20 protein-coding genes are annotated in these 22,300 nt (G+C 32.9%); 5 read left to right on the forward strand and 15 right to left on the reverse strand.

What is annotated here, in order from left to right:
* Positions 1 to 14 precede the first annotated feature (14 nt).
* Genes A9G17_RS04250 through lptC form a run of 4 tightly spaced genes read right to left on the reverse strand, consistent with a single transcriptional unit; the run spans position 15 to position 3,276 of the window.
* On the reverse strand, positions 15 to 1,430 hold the full coding sequence (locus A9G17_RS04250) for an RNA polymerase factor sigma-54 (RefSeq protein WP_065739082.1): 1,416 nt from the start codon (positions 1,428 to 1,430) through the stop codon (positions 15 to 17).
* Positions 1,430 to 2,155 (reverse strand): LPS export ABC transporter ATP-binding protein, encoded by a 726-nt coding sequence (gene lptB, locus A9G17_RS04255; protein WP_065737649.1) that lies wholly within the window; start codon positions 2,153 to 2,155, stop codon positions 1,430 to 1,432. The genes A9G17_RS04250 and lptB overlap by 1 nt, the downstream gene beginning before the upstream one ends.
* A 1-nt stretch (position 2,156) precedes the next feature.
* Entirely contained in the window at positions 2,157 to 2,708 is a 552-nt protein-coding gene (gene lptA / locus A9G17_RS04260) for a lipopolysaccharide transport periplasmic protein LptA (RefSeq protein ID WP_065737650.1), read from the reverse strand.
* A 4-nt stretch (positions 2,709 to 2,712) separates the two neighbouring features.
* Positions 2,713 to 3,276: an LPS export ABC transporter periplasmic protein LptC gene (gene lptC / locus A9G17_RS04265; protein ID WP_065737651.1), complete on the reverse strand. Its 564-nt coding sequence runs from the start codon at positions 3,274 to 3,276 to the stop codon at positions 2,713 to 2,715.
* A gap of 281 nt (positions 3,277 to 3,557) precedes the next feature.
* Between lptC and A9G17_RS04270 the strand changes: the two genes are divergently transcribed.
* On the forward strand, positions 3,558 to 4,151 hold the full coding sequence (locus A9G17_RS04270) for a CHAP domain-containing protein (protein WP_065737652.1): 594 nt from the start codon (positions 3,558 to 3,560) through the stop codon (positions 4,149 to 4,151).
* Positions 4,152 to 4,256: 105 nt separating this feature from the next.
* Here the strand turns inward: A9G17_RS04270 and yccX are convergent, their stop codons facing one another.
* The 8 genes from yccX to yiaK form a co-directional block, all read right to left on the reverse strand.
* Entirely contained in the window at positions 4,257 to 4,535 is a 279-nt protein-coding gene (gene yccX, locus A9G17_RS04275; protein ID WP_065737653.1) for an acylphosphatase, read from the reverse strand.
* 163 nt (positions 4,536 to 4,698) lie between these two features.
* On the reverse strand, positions 4,699 to 5,382 hold the full coding sequence (locus A9G17_RS04280; protein ID WP_065737654.1) for a GntR family transcriptional regulator: 684 nt from the start codon (positions 5,380 to 5,382) through the stop codon (positions 4,699 to 4,701).
* 183 nt (positions 5,383 to 5,565) lie between these two features.
* On the reverse strand, positions 5,566 to 7,047 hold the full coding sequence (locus A9G17_RS04285; RefSeq protein ID WP_065737655.1) for a mannitol dehydrogenase family protein: 1,482 nt from the start codon (positions 7,045 to 7,047) through the stop codon (positions 5,566 to 5,568).
* Positions 7,048 to 7,066: 19 nt separating this feature from the next.
* Positions 7,067 to 8,407: an MFS transporter gene (locus A9G17_RS04290; RefSeq protein WP_442903429.1), complete on the reverse strand. Its 1,341-nt coding sequence runs from the start codon at positions 8,405 to 8,407 to the stop codon at positions 7,067 to 7,069.
* Between the two features lie 52 nt (positions 8,408 to 8,459).
* Positions 8,460 to 9,476 carry a Zn-dependent oxidoreductase gene (locus tag A9G17_RS04295; protein ID WP_065737657.1) on the reverse strand — a complete coding sequence of 339 codons (1,017 nt, stop codon included), beginning with the start codon at positions 9,474 to 9,476 and terminating at the stop codon, positions 8,460 to 8,462.
* Between the two features lie 15 nt (positions 9,477 to 9,491).
* Positions 9,492 to 10,706, reverse strand: a complete 1,215-nt coding sequence (manD, locus tag A9G17_RS04300) for a D-mannonate dehydratase ManD (protein ID WP_065737658.1) — start codon at positions 10,704 to 10,706, stop codon at positions 9,492 to 9,494.
* A gap of 378 nt (positions 10,707 to 11,084) precedes the next feature.
* A complete protein-coding gene (locus A9G17_RS04305; RefSeq protein WP_065737659.1) occupies positions 11,085 to 12,593 on the reverse strand; it encodes an MFS transporter in 1,509 nt (502 codons plus the stop codon).
* Between the two features lie 86 nt (positions 12,594 to 12,679).
* Positions 12,680 to 13,693 (reverse strand): 3-dehydro-L-gulonate 2-dehydrogenase, encoded by a 1,014-nt coding sequence (gene yiaK, locus A9G17_RS04310; RefSeq protein ID WP_065737660.1) that lies wholly within the window; start codon positions 13,691 to 13,693, stop codon positions 12,680 to 12,682.
* A gap of 496 nt (positions 13,694 to 14,189) precedes the next feature.
* On the opposite strand from yiaK, the gene A9G17_RS04315 reads away from it, so the two are divergent.
* The gene (locus A9G17_RS04315; protein WP_065737661.1) at positions 14,190 to 14,759 is read left to right on the forward strand and encodes an anthranilate synthase component II; all 570 of its coding nucleotides are present in this window, start codon (positions 14,190 to 14,192) and stop codon (positions 14,757 to 14,759) included.
* A 7-nt stretch (positions 14,760 to 14,766) separates the two neighbouring features.
* The gene (gene pabB / locus A9G17_RS04320) at positions 14,767 to 16,506 is read left to right on the forward strand and encodes an aminodeoxychorismate synthase component I (protein WP_176714254.1); all 1,740 of its coding nucleotides are present in this window, start codon (positions 14,767 to 14,769) and stop codon (positions 16,504 to 16,506) included.
* Between the two features lie 52 nt (positions 16,507 to 16,558).
* Here the strand turns inward: pabB and A9G17_RS04325 are convergent, their stop codons facing one another.
* The 3 genes from A9G17_RS04325 to A9G17_RS04335 are packed head-to-tail and all read right to left on the reverse strand — an operon-like array spanning position 16,559 to position 20,041.
* Entirely contained in the window at positions 16,559 to 17,143 is a 585-nt protein-coding gene (locus tag A9G17_RS04325; RefSeq protein ID WP_065737663.1) for an ABC-type transport auxiliary lipoprotein family protein, read from the reverse strand.
* Positions 17,143 to 18,780, reverse strand: a complete 1,638-nt coding sequence (gene pqiB, locus A9G17_RS04330) for an intermembrane transport protein PqiB (RefSeq protein WP_065737664.1) — start codon at positions 18,778 to 18,780, stop codon at positions 17,143 to 17,145. Before pqiB ends, A9G17_RS04325 begins: the two co-directional genes overlap by 1 nt.
* A 7-nt stretch (positions 18,781 to 18,787) precedes the next feature.
* Positions 18,788 to 20,041: a PqiA/YebS family transporter subunit gene (locus tag A9G17_RS04335; RefSeq protein ID WP_065737665.1), complete on the reverse strand. Its 1,254-nt coding sequence runs from the start codon at positions 20,039 to 20,041 to the stop codon at positions 18,788 to 18,790.
* 549 nt (positions 20,042 to 20,590) lie between these two features.
* Between A9G17_RS04335 and recA the strand changes: the two genes are divergently transcribed.
* Positions 20,591 to 21,637 (forward strand): recombinase RecA, encoded by a 1,047-nt coding sequence (gene recA / locus A9G17_RS04340; protein ID WP_025314760.1) that lies wholly within the window; start codon positions 20,591 to 20,593, stop codon positions 21,635 to 21,637.
* Positions 21,637 to 22,137 carry a regulatory protein RecX gene (locus tag A9G17_RS04345; RefSeq protein ID WP_065737666.1) on the forward strand — a complete coding sequence of 167 codons (501 nt, stop codon included), beginning with the start codon at positions 21,637 to 21,639 and terminating at the stop codon, positions 22,135 to 22,137. The genes recA and A9G17_RS04345 overlap by 1 nt, the downstream gene beginning before the upstream one ends.
* Positions 22,138 to 22,300: the final 163 nt, after the last annotated feature.

Genomic DNA, 22,300 nt, shown 5'->3' on the forward strand with positions numbered 1-22,300 from the left:
AATTAGTCTGTCGCTCAAAGCTGTTTTCGCTGACTCGATGGTGGAATTGACAAACTTTCGCGATATTTGGCCACTGTCCTTCGAGCAATAATAATCCCTTGTTTTTCTAACATTGATACTAATTTACTGTCGCTCAATGGTTTTTTACTGTCTTCTGTGGATATATATTTTTTAATTAAAGCACGAATAGCAGTAGACGATGCCTCGCCCCCAGACTCAGTATTAACATGGCTTGAAAAAAAGAATTTTAGTTCAAATATTCCTGCTGGACACTGTAAATATTTTTGGGTAGTCACACGAGAAATCGTTGATTCATGCATATCAATCGCTGTAGCAACATCCGACAGAATCATCGGTTTCATATATTCTGCACCATGCTCAAAAAATTCTTGTTGGTGTTCAACTATAAATTGGCTGACTTTCAACAAGGTTTCGTTACGATTTTCAATACTTTTAATAAACCAATTGGCATCTTGCAAATGTGATTTTATATATTGACTATCGCTTTGACTGGCAATTTTTTCCATTGCTGCATATTGCTGATTAATGCGTAAAGTCGGCATGGTGTCATTATTTAAATCAACAATCCATCGCCCATTCATTTTTTTGACTAATACATCTGGAATCACATAATCTGGGGAAGTGGTATTAACCGAATCACCAGGGTAAGGCTGTAAATGCTGAATAAAATCGATAGATTCTTTAAGTTGTTCATCTGTTGCATTCAACATTTTTTTTAATGTTCGATAATCGCGAACCGCTAATAAATCAAGATAATTATCAATGATTTGTTTAACAAAAGTTGGCGGTGTCAAATATTGGATTTGGATAGATAAACACTCTTGCAACGTTCTGGCACCAATACCGATTGGGTCAAAATGCCAAATTCGTTTTAAAACGGTTTCAACTTCTTCAAGTTCAATCTCATCATTACCTTGTTCTTCCAAGATTTCATCTAATGAAACAGTCAAATAACCTCTTTCATCAATAGCATCAATAATTGACACAGCAATGGCACAATCAATTTCGCTAAAAGGGGTTAAATCAAGTTGCCATTTTAAATAGTCATGTAATGTTTCATGGGTTTCCCCTTGGTAAACTGGTAACTCATCATTACAATAATCAGAATGAGTTCCAGAAGGCGTACCTGCCGTATAAATATCATCTAATGATGCATCAAGTGGGATGTCGTCTGGAATTTCTCGGCTATCCAAGGCTTCACGAGTGTCAACATTTTCATTTAAATCAATTTTCTCAATATTTACTTCATCATATTGATCTGCAATCTCAAGTAATGGATTATTTTCAAGTGCTGTTTGAATTTCTTGCTGTAATTCTAACGTTGACAACTGCAACAATCGAATCGCTAGTTGAAGTTGAGGCGTCATTGACAACTGTTGGGAAATTTTCAGTTGTAAACTGGGTTTTATCATAATCTAAATTCATTTCCTAAGTAAACGCGTTTAACATATTCGTTACTTAAGATATCACTTGGTGAACCTTCAGCAATTAAATGTCCTTTATTTACAATATAAGCACGTTCACAAACATCTAACGTTTCGCGCACATTATGATCCGTGATTAATACGCCAAGTCCTCTATCACGTAAATGCTTAATGATATTTTTAATATCAATAACCGATATAGGATCAACCCCAGCGAAAGGTTCGTCAAGTAAAATAAATTTAGGATTAGCCGCTAACGCTCTAGCAATTTCAACTCTACGTCTTTCACCACCCGATAATGATTGTCCGATACTGTCACGTATATGGGTGATATGAAATTCTTCAAGAAGTTCTTCTGCTCGTTCGATTTTTTCACTTTTATCAATATCATTGCGTGTTTCTAAAATGGCCATAATATTGTCAATAACCGAGAGTTTTCTGAAAATTGAAGCTTCTTGCGGTAAATATCCAATTCCCTTTTGGGCTCGTTCATGTAAAGGCAATATACTTATATCATGATCATCAAGAAATATTTTACCCGCATTTAAAGTTACAATACCTACAACCATATAAAAAGTGGTGGTTTTACCCGCACCATTAGGTCCTAATAAACCAACAATTTCACCTGAGTTTACAGTTAAACTGACATCTTCAACCACACGACGTTTCTTGTAAATTTTGGCTAAATTTTCCGCTTTTAAAATTGACATTTTATTTATTTATCTCTTTAACTTGGCTAGGAATAATAGTACTTTTTACTCGACCATTTTTTGGTTGGGCGAGTATCAACTGTTGTTTTACATTATAAGTAATGATTGAACTAACCACGTGATTGTCCTGCTGAAATAATTCTGCATTATTCTGTAAGGTGACCGTATTTTGTTTAACATCATAGATAATTTGCTCTGAATGCCCTGTCACAACTTTATTATTTTGAGGTAATATTTGTTTAAAATTTACTGGATTACCATACGCTGTAATTTTCTGTTTTGTGGAATCCTGCATATCAGTCACTATCACTTTATCAGCTAAAATAGTTAAACCATCTTGAGTTATTTGCACATTACCACTAAATGTTATGATATTTTTATCAATATCAATCTGCTGATTATTAGCATCTATAGTAATAGGTTTATTATTAACTAACATCTTTTTATCATGTTGTTCTTCGGATGCTGATGTATTTGGCTCATCGGCAAAACACCCATATGAAATAAATAACATAAAAAATAATGGATAAATAAACCGTTTTTGCAATCTCATTTTTTTATTTTGCCTCAGTGTTGTAATAAGTTTTTATATTTTCAAGTATATTTGCGGTTTTTGTCCGTAGATTTCCAATTAATCCTTGTCCCGTTGAAAAAAAACCAACCCCTTTAATTGTAACAAGATCTTTAGAGGTGACATTTTGGGTCGTTAAGTCAATAATAGCATTATCTGTTAATACATGCTGTAATTGAGCATCAGTAGTTAAATTGTCTAATTGAACATTTTGATTAAGATAAATCAGTTTATCATTGGTTAACGTTGCTTTTTGGGAGTGAATATTCCATGTAGCGGAATGTTCTCGATCATAAATTGTCAAATTGGGTAAATCAAATTCAGTATTATTTGATTCATCAAAATGTCTAACTTTAACTGATTCAATTTTATAGATGATCTCTCCTGATATGTCATAAATATTTGTTATCATATCATCACTTTGATATATCGGCGTATCAGATAAGCTGATTGTTGACATTGAATCTGAATCATCATCTTTCTGATAATTATAATAAACACCAACCACCACAATGATAAGTAAGATATAGATTAAATTTTTTTTATTCATAGCATATTTTTATCACACGAATAAGTTTAATCAATAACAAGGATAAATCGTTATTTTTAAGTTCTGTAATTTGGTTATTTTACTTTATTTTTTATTAAATTAATATCTGACATTAAAAGAAGTTAAGTAATCTCAAAATAATAATTGAAAATATTGATAATTTACTTATAAATTTTCTTTTTACTATAAAACAGATAACTTTTAATGATAATATATAACACATTCAAGGATTAGAACATTCTTCATTTTTAAGATAAAAAGATATGTAAAAGGGACCCCAGATGTTATTAAGCTTTAAAAAAATTATTTTTTCAATAATTGTTTTATTAATGTTATTGGGTCTTGGTTTTCATCATTTTGTTTATGCTGATTTAAATGTTGATGAAAGTAAAATTGGCATGGTTGTTGATGAACTTAATGGTGTTAAAGTTTATTATAATGGTACAACAAATCATGTAAGTGGTAGAAATGTAGCAAAAGATGGTTATAATTTAGGATTGAAGTATCAGTGTGTTGAATTTATTAAACGTTACTATTACGAACGGTTTAATCATAAAATGCCTGACAGTTATGGTCATGCTAAAGATTTTTTTGATGATTCGATACCAGATGGATCTCTCAATCCTAAACGGAATTTACTTCAGTTCCATAATGGCTCCCCCACTAAACCTCAAGTTGACGATATTATTGTCTTAGATTGGTCTAGATATGGTCACGTAGCCATCATCAGTAAAGTTACTGACACTGATATTGAGATCATTCAGCAAAATCCTGGCCCTACTGCCAGTAGTCGCGCAACTTTTCCACTAATTTATAAAGATGGGTTATGGAAAATAGATGCCTTTCGTGTTTTAGGTTATTTACGTAAGCGTTAAAAGCAAATTTCATAATATTTTATATTAATTAACCATCTAAGTATTATTTAGAAAAACTGGGTGACTACCATTAAAAATCATCTAAGATTAACTTATTTAAATAAATTAATATCGGATATTAAAAGAAGTTAAATCGTTTTTAGGTGCTAATTCACAAATATTAATATTGCTAATGCGGGCAGACGAAGGTCCCCCTTGGTTAAGCCACTCAGTGAATTTAGTTATTTGTAAACTATCTCCTTGAATAAGAATTTCAACATCACCATTATCCAAATTTTTAACGTAGCCAAATAAACCCAGTTTTTTTGCTTGTTGATGAGTAAAAAAACGAAATCCAACCCCTTGTACCCGTCCACTCACTTGAATTTTTACTTGTTTAATCATATTACAACCTTACCTAGGTTTTTCAAATCAAAAAACATTATAGCGTGATAATTATAACCAGTAATTTTATTAATTTTTTTTAACTAAATAAGCTAAAGATATGAATATAAAAATTAATAAATGATCAGGTTTTACAATCAAAAAATACAAGATAATATCAGTATTAATCAACAAACCATTCATTTTTTTGTTGCGATACAATTGTTATAGTTTGTAGAATCGCTGACAAATGCTCATGTAAAGCCAGTACTGCAAGCTCTGGATCATGATTTTCCAGTGCAATTAAAATTTTTTCATGTTGTTTAACTAGATCTTCCGGTGGAGAGACATCTTCTAATGTTAAATATCTTACTCTATCCATCATTGCTTTGATATTTTCAACTGTTTGCCATGCCATCGGGCAATCAATTACATTCATTAATATTTGATGAAACTCGTCATCTTTTTCCAAAAAATAACGTATATCTTTACGTTCATTAGCTTGTTTTTGTTCCGCGAGATTTTTTTGCAATAATGAAATATCTGATTGACTGATCTCTATAGCGGCACGTTTGATGATGGCGCATTCAACTGCTTCACGAATAAATTGCCCATCCATCACTTTCTTGATAGAAATTTTCGTTACAAATGTGCCACGTTGGGGAAGAATTTGTACAAGACCTGCTTCAGCTAGTTTAATAAATGCTTCACGAACAGGTTGGCGAGAAACATTGAATTGACTGGAAATTTCTTTTTCTGAAAGTAAAACACCCGGTAAAACATAACAGGTAATAATAGCTTTTCGTAATGTACGATAAATTTGTTGATTAACTGGTTCAGAAATATTTAAGTCGATAGATTTAAACATATACCATCTTATTTAAAAGAATAAATAATTAAGAATAGTAGGTGATTTTTAAGTATAAGAAAAGTTTTTTTGATAAATACCCATAATAACAAATTAGGCTCTGCTTTATATTTGAACAATTAGAAAAGTGTAATACCATTACTGGTTATTACACTTTGATTTTATTAATTATTGTTAGTTGTGTTAAAAACTCTGTGCTAATTGTTGGACAGTCTGTTTAGCGCCTTTATCCCTTAAAGATAAATAAGCGTTGGTAACTTGAATGATAAAATATTGATTATTAGATAAATCATTTCCAAAAACATGTGTCAATGATAATAATGCTTTGACTCGCTCTTCATTATCTGGACTGTTTGATACCAACTCTTTTAGTTGCTCTGCGGCCGGATCACTAACTTCAATATCTTTACCATTATCGTCGATACCACTAACGTATCGCATCCAAGCGGCAACACCTAAAGCTAAACAATCAAATGGTGTATTATTGACTAAATGATAACGAACAGAATCAAGCATACGTTGTGGTAATTTTAAAGTACCATCCATGGCAATTTGCCAAGTACGATGTTTAAGACCAGTGTTACGATAACGATCAAGTAATGAATCCGCATAAGCTGATAAATCAACCCCTTTTACGCGTAAGGTCGTTGCTTGTTCTTGTAACATAAGGTGACGAGCCGCTTTTACATAATAGGGATCTTGCATACATTCATCTATGTGTAAATATCCTGCCAAATAACCTAGATAGGCAAAAAAGGAGTGACTACCATTTAGCATGCGTAATTTCATTTCTTCATACGGTAGAACATCATTGACTAACTCTGCACCAGATTTTTGCCATTCTGGACGACCTGCGACAAAATTATCTTCAATTACCCATTGCTTGAATGGCTCACCAGCAACACCTGCAGGATCGTCAATTCCCCCCAATTGCTTTTGTATTTTTGCTATTGTATCTGGCGTTACTGCTGGCACAATACGGTCAACCATAGTAGATGGGAAGCTGACATTTTTTTCAATCCATTGGGATAAGTTTGCATCCCTTATTTTTGCTAAAGCTAAAACTACATTACGTGTTACATGTCCATTTTCTGGCATATTGTCACAAGACATGACCGAAAAAGGTTTTAAGCCTTTTTCTTTACGGATACGTAAAGCCTCGACAATGACCCCTGGTACACTTTTAGGATTAGTTGGATTGTCAATATCATGTTGAATAAGTACATTATTGATATCAATTGATGCTGTCGCGGGTAAATAGCAATAACCTTTTTCAGTGACAGTTATTGATATAATTGCGATTTCTTGACGCGTCATAACCTCTAAAATTTTTGCTATACCATCTATATCTGCATGTAATGCTTCTTTGGCGACCCCCACCACTCGGGTAGACCAGTTATCATAGGACATTTCACAAACACTAAATAGATAATTTTGTTCTTTAAGATCAGCGATTTGTTTTTCACCACCAATTAAATTAACTTCACAGTATCCCCAATCACTACCATGTTCGGCAGCTAAAATATCGGCAAATACAGCTTGATGAGCACGATGAAAAGCACCAAAACCAAGATGAACGATTTTAGTTTTAAGCTGATTTCTATCATAATTTGGTACAACTACCGCTTCAGGTAGTTGTGATAAAGTTTGATTTGATAATTTCATTATTTTTCCTATTTTTTATTTATTCAGCTGCATCTTTTAAATCAGCTAAATTACGATCTTTTACCTCAGGCATTAAAATCGCAGAAACTAAACCAATACAAGAATAGATAATAATCATAACAACAATTGGCCACCAATCGTTAACCATATTACAGAAAATTCCCGCTAATATTGGACCAAATCCTACCGCAATAAGTCCACCCGCTTCTTTAGATATCGCCATTTGAGTAAATCGATTACGCGCGCCAAACATTTCTGCCATTGTGATGTTTTCTAAAGCAAACAGTCCCAATACCGCAACGTTATGAATAACAATCAAACATAACATAATGGTACTCACTGAATGATTTTTATCAACAATAAAAGATAACATTGGATAAGCAAGAATAATTGCTGATAAAGTCATAATTATATAAGGTACACGACGCCCAATCTTATCGGATAACCAACCTAAGAAAGGAATTGTGAAAAAACCAATAATTGAACTGATCATTAAAGCATCAGTTGGTACGCTTTTTTCAAATAACAATGCTTGTACTAAGTAACCAGCTAAAAAAGTTTGGATTAAACCAGAATTTCCAGCTTGACCAAAGCGTAACCCCGTTGCTAACCAAAAGGATTTACTTTTACACATCTCTAATAATGAAATATGTTTAATTGATGGTTCTTTATTAATTGTTTTTGCTGTTGCATCATTTACATCATCAAAAACAGGACTCTCTTTTAAATTCATTCTGAGCCAAATGGCAAAGATCATAACAATGACACTAGCAATAAATGGTACTCGCCAACCCCAAGATATGAGTTGATCTTTATCTAGTATAAAAAACATAATTGCCCAAATTGCTGTCGCACTTAAAGTACCACAGTTAGTACCCATTGCGACAAGTGAAGAAACAATTCCTCGTTTACCTTTTGGCGCATACTCTGCGAGCATAGTGCCAGCACCAGAAATTTCTGCACCAGCACCTAATCCTTGAATAATACGCAAAACAACTAACATTAATGGCGCTAAAATACCGACTTGAGCATAGGTGGGTAAAAACCCTATCAATGTGGTACAAATACCCATCATAGTGATAGTGATAAATAATACTTTCTTTCTACCAATTGCATCACCCATGCGGCCAAAAACAAAAGCGCCAACAATACGTGCAACGTATCCAGCGCCGTAAGTTCCCATCGCTAATATCAATGCCATAATCGCTGATTGTTCCGGGAAAAATATTTCATGAAATACAAGTGCAGCACCTAAAGAATATAATTGGAAATCCATAAACTCTAATGCGGTTCCAAGCCAACCAGAAACAGCAGCTTTAACTAAATCTGAAGTATTTCTTTCACTTTTATTATTTCCTATCTTATTCATATCTTACTCGCTCTCACTTATCATTTAGTATATAAAAATTGACCTAACTAAAAGTCAATAAAACCTTACAACACTGTTTCTGATCTTTTTCGAAAGTTTGAATAGCCTGAACCACATCCGTATAATCAAATCGATGAGTAATCAGTTTTTTAGGATCAATTAATTTTTTGTTTAACCAATCAATGACGATTGAGAATTTGTTTGCATTAAGTCGTGAAGAGAAAATAGAAAGCTCTTTACTGGTAATACCTTGTTGTGTTATTTGACATGGATCGCTTGAAAAACCCATAATGAGAATTCTTGCTGCTGGGGATGCAATTGTAATTGCTTCTTGTAAAATTGAAGGATGACAAGCGGCATCAATGATTACCGTTGGTTTGATATTCAATTTATCTAATTCATCTTTTAATGATAATGATGTGTTATTAATAGTCCGATCAGCACCACTACTTTTTGCCATAGCTAAACGTTCATCAATACGATCGACAACAATAACTTCTTTAACGTTATACACACCTTTCAAGGCTTGCACTGAAGTTAATCCCATTGGACCTGCGCCATAAATTAATGCAACATCATTTTGGGTCGGTTTTAGTTGTGCAGTTGCATTAGCAGCTATTGTGAAAGGCTCTATCATTACGGCAAATTCATCATTGATTTCATCTGGTATCACGTAAGCATTTTTACTTGGTACAACAGCATATTGACTGAATCCACCATCACGATGAACACCCAAAACAGTTAAAGAGGAACAAACATTAGGACGACCAACAGAACAAGGGTAACAACATCCACAGCTAATTACAGGATCAACAGAAACACGCTCACCGATTCTAGATTGATCAACACCCTCTCCAACAGCATCAATCACCCCAAAAAATTCATGCCCAATTACTCTTGGATATTTAGCAAAAGGATTATGACCGCGATAAATATGACTATCTGAACCACAAATGCCGGCTAATTTTACTTTTACTCTAACTTCACCTAATTTAGGTTGAGGAACTTCACGTTCCTCGATTACTAGTTCATTAGGTTGTTTTATTACAATACTTTTCATATAAACTCCTTTAACTTACCAATTCCATAAAGTGCCATCTTCTAAACGAGCAATTGGCAAATAAGCGGGATTGTATGGATATTTAGCTGCTAGTTTTTCATCAAAATCGATACCTAAGCCTGGTTTATCGCTTGGATGCATATAACCATCATTGAAAGTCCAATTTGGAGAAAAGACTTCTAACATCTGCTCTGAGTAACCCATAAATTCTTGAACACCAAAGTTAGGCACCCACATATCAAAATGTAGTGCTGCGGCATGACAGATTGGTGATAAATCAGATGGTCCATGAGAGCCAGTTCTAACTTGATAAAGCGCAGCAAAATCAGCTATTCGACGCATATGAGTAATACCACCAGCATGAGTTATTGTGGTTCGAATGTAATCGATGAGTTGTTCTTCAATCAGTTGTTTACAGTCCCAAATACTGTTAAATACTTCACCAACAGCAATTGGTGTTACAGTGTGTTGACGAATTAAACGGAAGCATTCTTGATTTTCAGCCGGTGTAGGATCTTCCATCCAAAATAGACGATAATCTTCAATACTTTTACCAAAACGCGCAGCTTCAATTGGGGTTAAGCGATGGTGCATGTCATGCAATAGATGCTCGTTAAAACCGAATTTGTTTCGCACTGCTTCAAATAATTTTGGCGTAAAGTCTAAATATTTATCCGTTGCCCAAAACTGTTCTTCAGGATAATTGCCACGCGTAGCGGGTTCGTATGCAAGATTTTTCCCTTTACTTTGACCATAAGTCGTTTTCATTCCGGGTATACCGCATTGGACTCGGATTGCTTTGAACCCCATCTCTTTATGTTTAGCATAATCATCTAACGCTTCTTCGATATCTTTACCAGTGGTATGGCAATACACCATTACGCCTGTACGTGAAGCACCGCCCAATAATTGATAAAGTGGCATATTGGCAACTTTACCTTTGATATCCCATAACGCCATATCAATTGCCGATATAGCCGACATTGTCACTGGACCACGACGCCAATAAGCTCCTTTATAAAAATATTGAAAAATATCTTCAATTTGATGAGGATCACGCCCAATAAGTTGAGGGCAAAGATGATCTTTAAGATATGATGCTACTGATAATTCTCGCCCATTAAGTGTTGCATCACCAACACCATAAACGCCTTCATCTGTGGTTATTTTTAATGTGACAAAGTTTCGACCCGGACTGCATACAAAAACTTCTGCTTTTACAATTTTCATTGAATACCTCGTTAATAATTAGTGCAGCATCAAATTAATCGATCCAATACTACCATACAAGTAGATTAGAATGTTTTTGTGAGAAAGATCACACTAAGGAGGAGAGATCGTAAAGAAATTGAGGTTTAGCAAATGTTTTAACTATAGATTGGAATGCTGAAAAAATAGTTAATTAGATAATTATCATTAGATTATTAAGTTGATTTTAAACAAGATTATCAAAATTAATTATTGATATATTTGGGATAGATAAAAAAATGTAGTATTGAATCAATATTACATTTTTTTATAAAAATATTTATAAATATCAGATTTGATAGAGGATCTTATAGATAACAATATTTATCATGAACGAAGATGTATCTCCTCATAATTGCATTATTTATCTCGCCACAAATGTTCATATTTATGACCAGTAAGATTTTCAACAACTTTACGTGTCTGTTCTGAAACATCATTTTTTGAACCATTATTTTTTAAACGTTCTATTTCTGCGACCAAAATTGTGTGAGTTTGTTTATTTAACTTAAAAGTTAAAGCATAAATTAACGCAATTAATAATAAACCAACGGTACCACCAACAAATAAAATACTTATGGTATTTATTGCTTCAGCACTTTGTTGAGTACTTCCTTGTATAAAGCCACCTTTTTGTAGAATTAATCCCACAATAAACGTTGCGATAGCAACCGTTGTTTTGCGACCAAATGTCATTACCGCCGCAAATAGACCTTCTCGACGTTGTCTGGTGAGCATTTCGTCAATATCAGGAATAAATGGGAACACATTCCATGGGGTAAATTCTAAAATACAACGACCAGCTTGATAACAAATCGCTATAATATACAACCACCAGATTTTGGATGACGGATCGACTATATATACTGCATAAAAACCAAGAATACAGATGATCATAGTTGTATAAGAGAAAACATACAGCTTTCCTGGACCGTATTTTACCATTGCAACACCAGCCAATAATGTTATTGGTAACCCTATAATACTTAACGATAATAATCCACCAGCAAATGACGAAGAGACACATAAACAATAGACACAAAAGAAGACAAAAACCGTATTAAAAATATCTTTTGCTGTAAATGAAAATAAATAGATAGCTAAATGGCGACGAAAAGCTCTAATATGAAATGTAGATAAATAATCCTTAACTAGTTGTTTAACAGTACTAATTTTTTCAGAAAAACTCTTTTTGTTCACACCTTGTTCTTGATGCTTTAACATCTCTGGAGTCAGTTCCCGTTCCCACGTTACTTTATATGAAATAAATACACAAACAGCAAAAATAATCGCGAAGAAAAGTCCATTAATAAAATAAGCGTAAGCGTTATTTTCACCAAAATTATGAATTAAAATACCCGGCACTAAAGTTGCTAAGAAAGTTCCACTTGCAGATAAAAACATCCGACCTGTAGATAATTTAGTTCGATCATTATAATCTTTAGTCATTTCTGAGGGTAATGTCTCCCAAGGAATCAATACAATAGCTGCAACAATTTCAAATACTAGATATACGGTTAAATAAAACCAATAATTCATCCCTGTTATCCAAAGTAAAACATAAATCAACATAAGAGGAGAACCAATTAGTAAGAAAAACCGTCTTCTACCAAATTTTTGTCCTAATTTGTATTTGTAAAAATTATCGGTAAAACTACCCATAAATAAACTAACGATTGCATCAACAATTCGTGCAATTGCCACAATAGATGCTGCCTCAATAGGTGTTAATCCTACAAAGGTGGTATAAAAAAAGAGTAACCATGCTCCAATGATGGTAAAGGCACCACCACCCATAATATCCGTTAAACCATAACCGATAGCGATTGGAATCGTCACTTTTTTCTTGTCACTAACCGCATTATTCATATCCTATTCCTTTTTAATCAATTCTTCGTTTGGCGTAAAAATTAATAAGTTGCTATATATTTTTTAATTATTAATTTTGATTTCAGCTAATTTGCTAATGAAACAACTTCACGCCACACTTCAGTATCAACAGGAATACCATTGGTTAGATGATCTTTACGTGTTTTTTTTGATAATTCACCTGGATAAAAAACTGCTTTTTGTCCTTCAGCTGGTGTTGATGTATTAACATATTGAGTAATACTATTAACCATCTGTTCGTTAAATTCTTTTCCGCCTAATTGAGATGGGTCAAATACCATAAAAATCTGACTAGCACCGGTACAGCTTCCTTTTTGAATCTTATCAATTTCATTAGTTGGATTGCCCATCGATAAAAGTGCAGCCATTGCATCTAATACGATAGCCATACTTGACCCTTTCCAATATCCAGTTGGTAGAATTCGCATTGATTCCTCTATTGATCCTGGATCATCAGTTAATTTTCCATCTTTGTCATACCCACCTGGAAACGGAAGTTTCTCACCTTTTAAGCGAGTGACTTGAAGCTTACCATATGCATATTGTGACATCGCCATATCAACAACAATTGAACCATCTGAACTAGGCACAGCCATCACGAATGGATTATTGCCTAAACGTGTATTTTTTGCTCCCCACGCAGGCATACACGATTCGGTATTCGTCCAACATATTGCTGCAAATCCCTTTTCTACAGCTTTCCAACCGTAAGTTCCGCCTCGCATCCAATGCGTTGTATTACGTAATCCAATAATGCCAACAGCATTTTTTTTAGCTAATTCAATTGCTTTATCTAAAGCAAATAGTGCATTTGTTATTCCGATCCCCTGATTTCCATCATAAACTTCAAGCACACCCAGTGATTTAACTAAACTAGGTTTAGCGTTAATATCTACCCAACCTTTATTTACATAATCAACAAAACGAGCGACACGATTTAACCCATGGGAATAAACCCCGTCAGAAGTAGATTCGGTATGTATATGTGCACATATTTCTGCTTGTGATTCAGATAATCCAGCGTTAAGAAATGCTTTTTTTATAGTCGCTTTCATTTCTTCAAATGTTATTTTTTGCATATTTTTATCCTCAAATAAACAGACCTGTCGAAACTTTTATTAATGTTTAGTTTTGGTGAGTTTAATAATTCAATCAAAAAAGGAGTCATAAAAACGTCTAATTTGTTTGTTATTTTTATTAAATAAAGTATATGTTGATTGAATTTAGGGAAAATATAATAAAATATACTACCATACAAGAATAGCTATAGGCTTTTGTGAGAGTTATCACAAAAAGAAGGTTTTTTTGTCAAAAAGTTTCAGGTTATGGGTACGTTTAAGTAAAAAAATAGGAATAACGTAATATTAAGTTAGTAATCATCTCTTATTAGTACTTCTTGCTTGTATAATGGCGTCAATAATGGCTGGATTTAAACTAAATCTAGCTTGATTAATCAAAACAATGAAATGAAATTTCTAATCATAATGTCGGCAATGGTGACTTGTCATTTATAATGATGATTTCCATAATCACCAAGTTGACAAAAAATTCTTTTTTTAATTAACGGAAGATATTTTGATACTATTAATAGATAACTATGATTCTTTTACGTTCAATATTTACGATTATTTATGCCGATTAGGTGCAAAAGTCCAAGTGATAAAAAATGATGAAATGACCATTGAACAAATAAAAGAGCTAACTTTTTCTAAAATAATTATTTCACCTGGTCCGGGAACGCCCGATAATGCTGGAATATCACTAACAGTGATTGCCGAATTTGCCAATTGTTGTCCAATATTAGGTATCTGTTTGGGTCATCAAACAATTGCACAGTATTATGGTTATTCCATTTGCAAAGCACCTATGCCTATGCACGGTAAAATCGATGAAATTATACATGATGGTCAAGGATTATTTAGAGGCATTAAAAACCCTCTTTCTGTAGTTCGCTATCACTCTTTAATTGCTGACGATAATTTATCTCAAACAAAGTCACCTCTCATGGTTACCGCTCGTAACAAACAAGGATTAATTATGGGATTACGACATAAAACATTACCCATTGAATCCGTGCAATTTCATCCAGAAGCAATTAAAACAGAATCAGGTTTACAAATGATTCATAATTTTATTTATGAGTAATATTAATATGAAAGTTTATATTGATTTTGAAGGTCAACAGAAATGTTTTTCTGATCCTATTACGATTTTGAGATCCAACGATTACACCACGGTTAAACAACAATTAGATGCAATCGAAAAGTTCACACAGCAAGGTTTTTATGCGGTTGGTTATCTTGCTTATGAAAGTGCAATGGGATTTAATCAAGCAAATAAAACCAAGAATATTCAAAAATCAGACAATGCGCTACCTGTACTACTATTTGGTATTTACCAAGATTATTCAACAGTTGATTCATTAACAAAAAGTGATTACAAACCTTGTCATTTTGATTTAAAGTGTGACACTTCAATCGAAGAATATAACCAAAAAATTGACTATATTCGTGGGCAGATTGAATCGGGAAATACTTATCAAACCAACTACACGATCCAATTTAGTGCACCATTTAATGATAATGCCTTTGATTATTACAAATTTTTACAAGAAAATAACCAAGCGAGTTATTGTGCTTATCTTGAATTTGAAAATTATCAGATTTTATCGATTTCTCCTGAACTATTTTTTAAGTTAGATAATCAAACTATCACAACAAAACCGATGAAAGGAACTGCCGCTCGAGGTTTAAATATTCACCATGATAATCAACAGTTAGAGACATTATTTTCTGAGAAAAATCAGGCTGAAAATATGATGATTGTTGATTTACTACGTAATGATTTAAGCCGAATTGCTAAAGCTGGCTCGGTCGTTGTCCCAAAACTATTTTCTGCCGAGAAATACCCTACCGTTTGGCAGTTGACCTCAACCATTCAAGCCGAATTGGCTGAACAGGTCAGTTTATATCAAATTTTTCAAGCATTGTTTCCTTGTGGTTCAATTACTGGAGCTCCTAAAACAAGCACAATGCAAATCATTGCAGACACTGAAAATTCACCTAGAGGTGTATATTGTGGAACCATAGGTTACATTACCCCCTATATGAAAACTGCAATATTTAATATACCCATTCGTACATTAACAATTCACAATCAGCAGATGCATTATGGTGTTGGAGGTGGGATAACTTGGGATTCAACATCAAACGATGAATATAGTGAAATCTTAGCAAAAACCGCTATATTAAATCGCACAGCAAGGATCCCCCAATATCTTATTGAATCATTACTGTTAGAAAAAGGGCAATTTTTATTGCTTGATGAACATTTAACTAGACTTGCTAATTCTGCATGCTATTTTGATTTTAAATGTGATATTGATTCCATCAAATTGCAATTGATTAAATTAGCCAGTGCAGAATGTGAAAGTATTTATAAGGTCAGAATTTTACTACAACAAGATGGTCGATGTGATATTAGCAAAGACATTATTAACGTACCAATGGAAATCAATGAAATCACACTCGCACCACAATGTGTGAATAATAAAGATATCTATTTGTATCACAAAACATCAAACCGTGAACATTTTCCGCAACTAACGATAGGTAAAGAATATATTAATTTTAATCAAAACAATGAAATAACTGAATTTGTTAACGGTAATCTTGTGCTGTTAATTAATAATCAATGGGTTACACCTAAAATTGAATCGGGATTATTGGCTGGTACTATGCGACAATTTTATTTGGATCAAAAACAAATAATTGAAAAAACAATTTTAATCAATGAATTATTAAAGGCTGATAAAATTGCTTTTATTAATAGTATTCGCAAATGGGTTGAAATTGATGATAAGGTATTTGATCGGTTCAAGCAGATGTTGTGATCTACTATTATTGAAACATTCCGCCAGAATGGTGGCGGAATGTTTTATTAATTTAATATCTTATAGAATTAGCAAAATCTTGCTCTTCTTCTTGCCATCCTTTTGACAACGCTTTAACTAAAGCATCATAACCATTTTTGGCTAATGGAATATGTCGTTCAAATGGTTTTGTTTCGATATGGTTTTTATTGTTTGTAACAATCCAACGCCCCTTTATAATCGCATCTCCATTGTAACCACCATGAAAACCATCAATAAAAAGTTTAACGGTTAATGTTGGAGTTGCTAGCGACTTACTCGAAATCAAATAATCTGGCAGTAACAAACTTAAATCTTGTACTAATCGTTCTTCAAGCTGTTGAGAAAGCGTCGAAACCCATAGATTATTTATAGCGGTAACATACTTGATATCTTCTGTTTGCAAAACAATACCAGATTTATTTAAGAAACTGGCTACATCAATGGAATCGATCTTTATAAAACGATTAGTTGATTTCATTGTTTTTGGTGTTTGAACAGGCAAATTACTAGCTAATTGGAAATAACTTTTGTCTTGCGTGTTTGCTGAACAGCCAACGAGTAACATAAATGCAGTTCCACAAAATGTTATAAGGAAATTTCGCATCATTTTATTCATTACTTTTTACCTTTCGCTTTCGGTTCTTGGTCTTTCTTATTTGGAGCAGAGAAAATCAACGCATTACTTTTATCATTAAGTGTATTAAGTAATGGTGTTAATTCATCCATCATTTGTTGAACTTTTTGCAGACTTTCATTCATTTGCTTATTAAGTTCTGAACCTGGTTGTATACCTTTCAGGGTTTCGTTTAACGTTCTTAACGTTTCTTGTAGATCGCCAGGCATATTTTGCATTTCATTACTTGCCATAATTTGATTTAATGAATTCATTAAGCGCTGAGTTGAAGCTAACGATTTATTAAATTCCGTCATGGTATTATTCAGTGGTAAATTATTGAAATTGTCTAATAACTGCATCACTTTGGCTTGAATCTGTGCAATACCTGTTGATGTTGTTTCTATAGTGTCATAACCATAAAGACTGCTTGATTTGGCGTTATATTTATTTTTTAATTCAGGATAAAAATCAAGATCAATAAAAAGCGCGCCTGTAAACATATTTGAAGTTTTTAAAGAAGCTCTTAAGCCATTTTTTTGCTCATCCATAATTATGGTAGCAATATCAATCTTTTCATCAACCAACTCAGATAAGCGATCGGGCTCGATCCTAATTAATACGGGTACTTTTTGATTTAAAATAAATGTTTTATTTAACATTTCAGCTGTATAAAATGGTACTTTAGATACCGTACCTAGTCGAATACCATGATACTCAACAGGCGCACCTTCAACCAATCCAGATATGGATTCAGAAAGCATAATCAGAAACTCTTTATATTCTGTATATTGTGAATCTTGAATTGATTTTTTATCCTCATATAATTTATATACAGCATGTTGCTCAGCTGGTGCACCTAATTTAGAACCATCAGGTAAATCAAAACTTATGCCGCCGGACATTAATACATCTAAAGAAGGCACGTTAAGACTGGCACCCGATGAAGAAAATGCTAAATCAATGCCTCCTTCTTTCCAAAAACGAACATTTTGAGTTACTAAAGCATCATAAGGTTTGGTGATAAAAATTTGATATTTCATTTTACGCGAATCAATATCAAATTCTGAAGTTTCAACATTACCTACACGATAACCATGAAACATCACAGATGCTCCACGCGGAATCACACCGTTTTGATCACTTTCAAGATTAACTCGAATGCCTTTAATACTTGGGTCTGATAATGGCGGGTTATCTGATAGTATAAATGGATTATTTTTGAAACTATGTGTATCGTTGCCGGATGCTAACTCAATATAAACACCAGATAAAATAGTACCTAAACCTGTTACACCATCACGACCAATCTCTGGTTTGACAACCCAAAAAATAGAGTCATTTTTAAGAAGTGGTTCCATATCATTATAGATTCGACCTTTAATGACCACTTTTTCAAAATCTTTTGATAACGTTACTTCATCGACAATACCGATATCAACACTGCGGTTTTTAATAACGGTTTTACCTGCAACAATACCACTTGCATCTTTGGCAAGTAAGGTAAAAGAAGTCCCTCTATCAGCAAAATGAGAATAGATGATCCAAAGACCAACAATTGCAGTAACGATCGGAATAATCCATATCGCCGAAATGGCTCTAATTTTAATGATTTTCGCTAATTTACTTGATGTTGCCATAGTGTTCCTATTTATTATAACTTTTATTTGGAGAATGATCCCAAATTAAACGCGGATCAAATTTTTGCGATGCAATCATAGTGATAATCACAACAGTTGCGAAAAATGTAACACCTATATCAGGATAAACCCCCATCATTTGTTGATTTCTAACTAGTGAACAAACAACTGATACAACAAATATATCAATCATTGACCATTTACCAATAAATTCTACCGCTCCATATAGTTTTTTCATTTTTAAGCAATTATGTTTATTTTTCTTTTTCACAGCTATTGCAAAATAGCAAAGCCAACTTAATGAAATTATTTTCAAAATTGGAATAACTATGCTGGCAATAAAAATAACTAATGCCACAGGTACATCACCCGCCTGCCACATATAAATAACACCATCCATAATTGTCGACGTTGACGGTGAACCAAAAACGACTGTTATCATGATCCCAAATACATTTGCAGGAATATAAATAATTAGTGAAGTGACCAATAATGCTATCGTCCATTGTATTTTGTCACGATTTCTTACGGCACTTTTTTGTTTACATCTTGGGCATTTAGCATAGGCGATTGGCATCATAGCATGACAACAACCACACAGCTTCAAATTTTGACTAATTGCCGTCTTACCAACTTTTAATGGTGCTTGAGCAAAATTATTGGTATGAATCTCTTCCCAAATTGTTTCAGGTGAAAAAATTACTTGTGCTTTTATATAAAAAAATACAAATAAACAAAATGCCCAAAAGGTACTTGTAACACCTATACTGCCATAGCTCATTAATTTTACAAAGCTAACCAAAATGCCTGTTATAAATATTTCAGGCATACACCAATGTTTAAATTTTTCATAAATAATTAATAAATCTCTTTTGCGATATTTTGACATTGTAAACTTGGAACAAAGCAAACTAATAATTAATAGATTTATTATGGGAAAAATTAAAACAAATAAAATAAATAGCGCTGAAATATAACTATATTTATCATAGAAGAGCGTCTTGGGTATATCTAAAACACTTACACCATTAAAATTACCGACTAGGCGAATATCAATAAAAATAAAACCACAAGCAACAATAATCATAATGAGTGAACAAAAAGCATACATTGCGGCTCGAAATTTCATATTAATGCTTTTTTTGGCTAATGTGGTATTACAACGAGGACATATAGCTTTATGCCCTATTGTTATATCGGATAATTCTATGATCAAATCGCAGTGTGAGCATAAAACATATTGTTGCTTATCAACAGCCATTATTTCCCTTTAATTTGATAATTATTTTAAATGTAAAGATGTTTCAGATTAGCATAACCTTTAAGTAAATAATTGGTAAATTACTTTTACTCAATTTCAAGTGGGATAACTACTTTTAATATACAACAATGACTAAAACTTCTTCTTTACTAATCATATCAAATGCCATTTTTTTATGAAAGTATTACCTACCCTCATTAGCATAATTTGATTATTTGATTTTGAGTATTTCAGTTGGTTGAGCAATATTTTCTACAAGCTAAATTTAAAATCTCATCTCAAAGATAAAATGCATAAAATCTCATAATAACCTTATACAAAATTATATCACTATTGAATCCATTTATCGGTTTAAATTTAATCTTGAATATTATCGTTTCGTCACCATTTGTTACAATCAAACAAACAATAACCAGTAATATTTTGAAAAAAATTGTGAAGCATTTCCCATTATTAACTAAATGATTATTGGATATAAAAAAAACTTGATACTGTATAACAATACAGTATAATGTATATCAATATACTAACTCATTGGAATTTTATAATATGAACGAAAACAAACAACGAGCACTTTCAGCTGCATTAAGTCAAATAGAAAAACAATTTGGTAAAGGTTCTATTATGCGTTTAGGGGATACCCAAACGTTAGATGTTGATTCTGTCTCTACTGGATCTTTAGGACTCGATATTGCATTAGGTATTGGCGGCTTACCAATGGGTCGAATCGTTGAAATTTTTGGACCAGAATCATCAGGTAAGACAACATTAACTTTATCAGTTATCGCCCAAGCGCAAAAAGAAGGTAAAACATGTGCATTTATTGATGCTGAACATGCTTTAGATCCAATTTATGCGGCTAAACTAGGTGTGCAAGTTGATGATCTATTAGTTTCTCAGCCTGATACTGGTGAACAGGCACTTGAAATTTGTGATGCCTTAGTTCGTTCTGGTGCTGTTGATGTTATTATTGTTGACTCAGTAGCGGCATTAACACCTAAAGCAGAAATTGAAGGCGAAATGGGTGATTCTCATATGGGATTACAAGCTCGCTTAATGTCACAAGCTTTACGTAAATTAACTGCAAATATTAAAAATGCTAACTGCTTAGTGGTATTTATTAACCAAATTCGTATGAAAATTGGTGTAATGTTTGGTAATCCAGAAACAACTACTGGCGGTAATGCACTTAAATTCTATGCATCTGTTCGTTTAGATATTCGACGCATTGGCGCAGTAAAAGAAGGTGAAGATGTCATTGGTAGTGATACACGTGTAAAAGTTGTGAAAAATAAAGTTGCTGCACCATTTAGACAAGCTGAATTCCAGATTCTTTACGGTTGTGGTATTTCTAAAGAAGGTGAATTAATTGATCTAGGTGTTAAACATAAATTAGTTGATAAAGCAGGTGCTTGGTATAGCTACAATGGTGAAAAAGTTGGTCAAGGCAAAGCGAATTCAATCAAATTTTTACAAGAACATCCAGAAATAGCCAAAGAGCTTGAAACAAAACTACGTGATTTATTATTAAATAGTCCTGCCGTTTTTGCTGCGGATGACGTAGATACTACATCGGAAGATGAAAGCTTTGAATAATGGACAAAAAACTCAATAAATTAATCTTAAATAAAGCTGTGCAATTACTTGCACAGCGCGATCATTCATCCTACGAACTAACGAATAAAATTATCCAATTTTTTACAAAGAAAATAAAATGTTCAGAGGATGAATACTATGAGCAATTAAACCAACTTAGAATAGAAACCGCTGATGTAATTCAATATTGTACAAATCAAAATTGGATGAACGATACACAATATATTGAAAAATATATTGTTATGCGTGCTAATAAAGGTTATGGAAGATATAAAATTGCCATGGAATTAAAACAACGCGGTCTATCCACTGACTTAATCCATGAACTTTTACGTATATTAGATATAAATTGGTCGTATAATGCCCATAAGCAATTATTAAAAAAATTTAAACAAGTTAATGTTAAAAATATCTCGGAAAAACAGAAAGTAATGCAATTTTTAGTTACTCGAGGTTATACTCAAGACGATATAAAAGATGTGTATATTTTATTGACTTAAATTTTGATAATATCTAAAATACACGAGAATTAAATTATTCAATACCCATTAGTTAAGCTCACTAAATCAATTTATTTTTCCTTTTATTTGCATGTAATATTAGCTAGACCAACTGTATTATAAAGAATATTTTACTTTTCTTTACTTTTCAACTTTAGTTGTA

The sequence above is a fragment of the Gilliamella sp. wkB7 genome, assembly GCF_001693435.1.
Classification (GTDB): Bacteria; Pseudomonadota; Gammaproteobacteria; order Enterobacterales; family Orbaceae; genus Gilliamella; species Gilliamella apicola_N.

What these genes read in the sequence shown, in the direction of transcription:
- A9G17_RS04285 (WP_065737655.1), bottom strand. Translation starts at nt 7,047, where the DNA reads ATGAAATTATCAAATCAAACTTTATCACAACTACCTGAAGCGGTAGTT.
- manD (WP_065737658.1), bottom strand. Translation starts at nt 10,706, where the DNA reads ATGAAAATTGTAAAAGCAGAAGTTTTTGTATGCAGTCCGGGTCGAAAC.
- A9G17_RS04270 (WP_065737652.1), top strand. Translation starts at nt 3,558, where the DNA reads ATGTTATTAAGCTTTAAAAAAATTATTTTTTCAATAATTGTTTTATTA.
- A9G17_RS04325 (WP_065737663.1), bottom strand. Translation starts at nt 17,143, where the DNA reads ATGAATAAAATGATGCGAAATTTCCTTATAACATTTTGTGGAACTGCA.
- A9G17_RS04335 (WP_065737665.1), bottom strand. Translation starts at nt 20,041, where the DNA reads ATGGCTGTTGATAAGCAACAATATGTTTTATGCTCACACTGCGATTTG.
- A9G17_RS04305 (WP_065737659.1), bottom strand. Translation starts at nt 12,593, where the DNA reads ATGAATAATGCGGTTAGTGACAAGAAAAAAGTGACGATTCCAATCGCT.
- yiaK (WP_065737660.1), bottom strand. Translation starts at nt 13,693, where the DNA reads ATGCAAAAAATAACATTTGAAGAAATGAAAGCGACTATAAAAAAAGCA.
- yccX (WP_065737653.1), bottom strand. Translation starts at nt 4,535, where the DNA reads ATGATTAAACAAGTAAAAATTCAAGTGAGTGGACGGGTACAAGGGGTT.
- lptA (WP_065737650.1), bottom strand. Translation starts at nt 2,708, where the DNA reads ATGAGATTGCAAAAACGGTTTATTTATCCATTATTTTTTATGTTATTT.
- pabB (WP_176714254.1), top strand. Translation starts at nt 14,767, where the DNA reads ATGAAAGTTTATATTGATTTTGAAGGTCAACAGAAATGTTTTTCTGAT.
- pqiB (WP_065737664.1), bottom strand. Translation starts at nt 18,780, where the DNA reads ATGGCAACATCAAGTAAATTAGCGAAAATCATTAAAATTAGAGCCATT.
- A9G17_RS04295 (WP_065737657.1), bottom strand. Translation starts at nt 9,476, where the DNA reads ATGAAAAGTATTGTAATAAAACAACCTAATGAACTAGTAATCGAGGAA.
- A9G17_RS04280 (WP_065737654.1), bottom strand. Translation starts at nt 5,382, where the DNA reads ATGTTTAAATCTATCGACTTAAATATTTCTGAACCAGTTAATCAACAA.
- lptC (WP_065737651.1), bottom strand. Translation starts at nt 3,276, where the DNA reads ATGAATAAAAAAAATTTAATCTATATCTTACTTATCATTGTGGTGGTT.
- recA (WP_025314760.1), top strand. Translation starts at nt 20,591, where the DNA reads ATGAACGAAAACAAACAACGAGCACTTTCAGCTGCATTAAGTCAAATA.
- lptB (WP_065737649.1), bottom strand. Translation starts at nt 2,155, where the DNA reads ATGTCAATTTTAAAAGCGGAAAATTTAGCCAAAATTTACAAGAAACGT.
- A9G17_RS04345 (WP_065737666.1), top strand. Translation starts at nt 21,637, where the DNA reads ATGGACAAAAAACTCAATAAATTAATCTTAAATAAAGCTGTGCAATTA.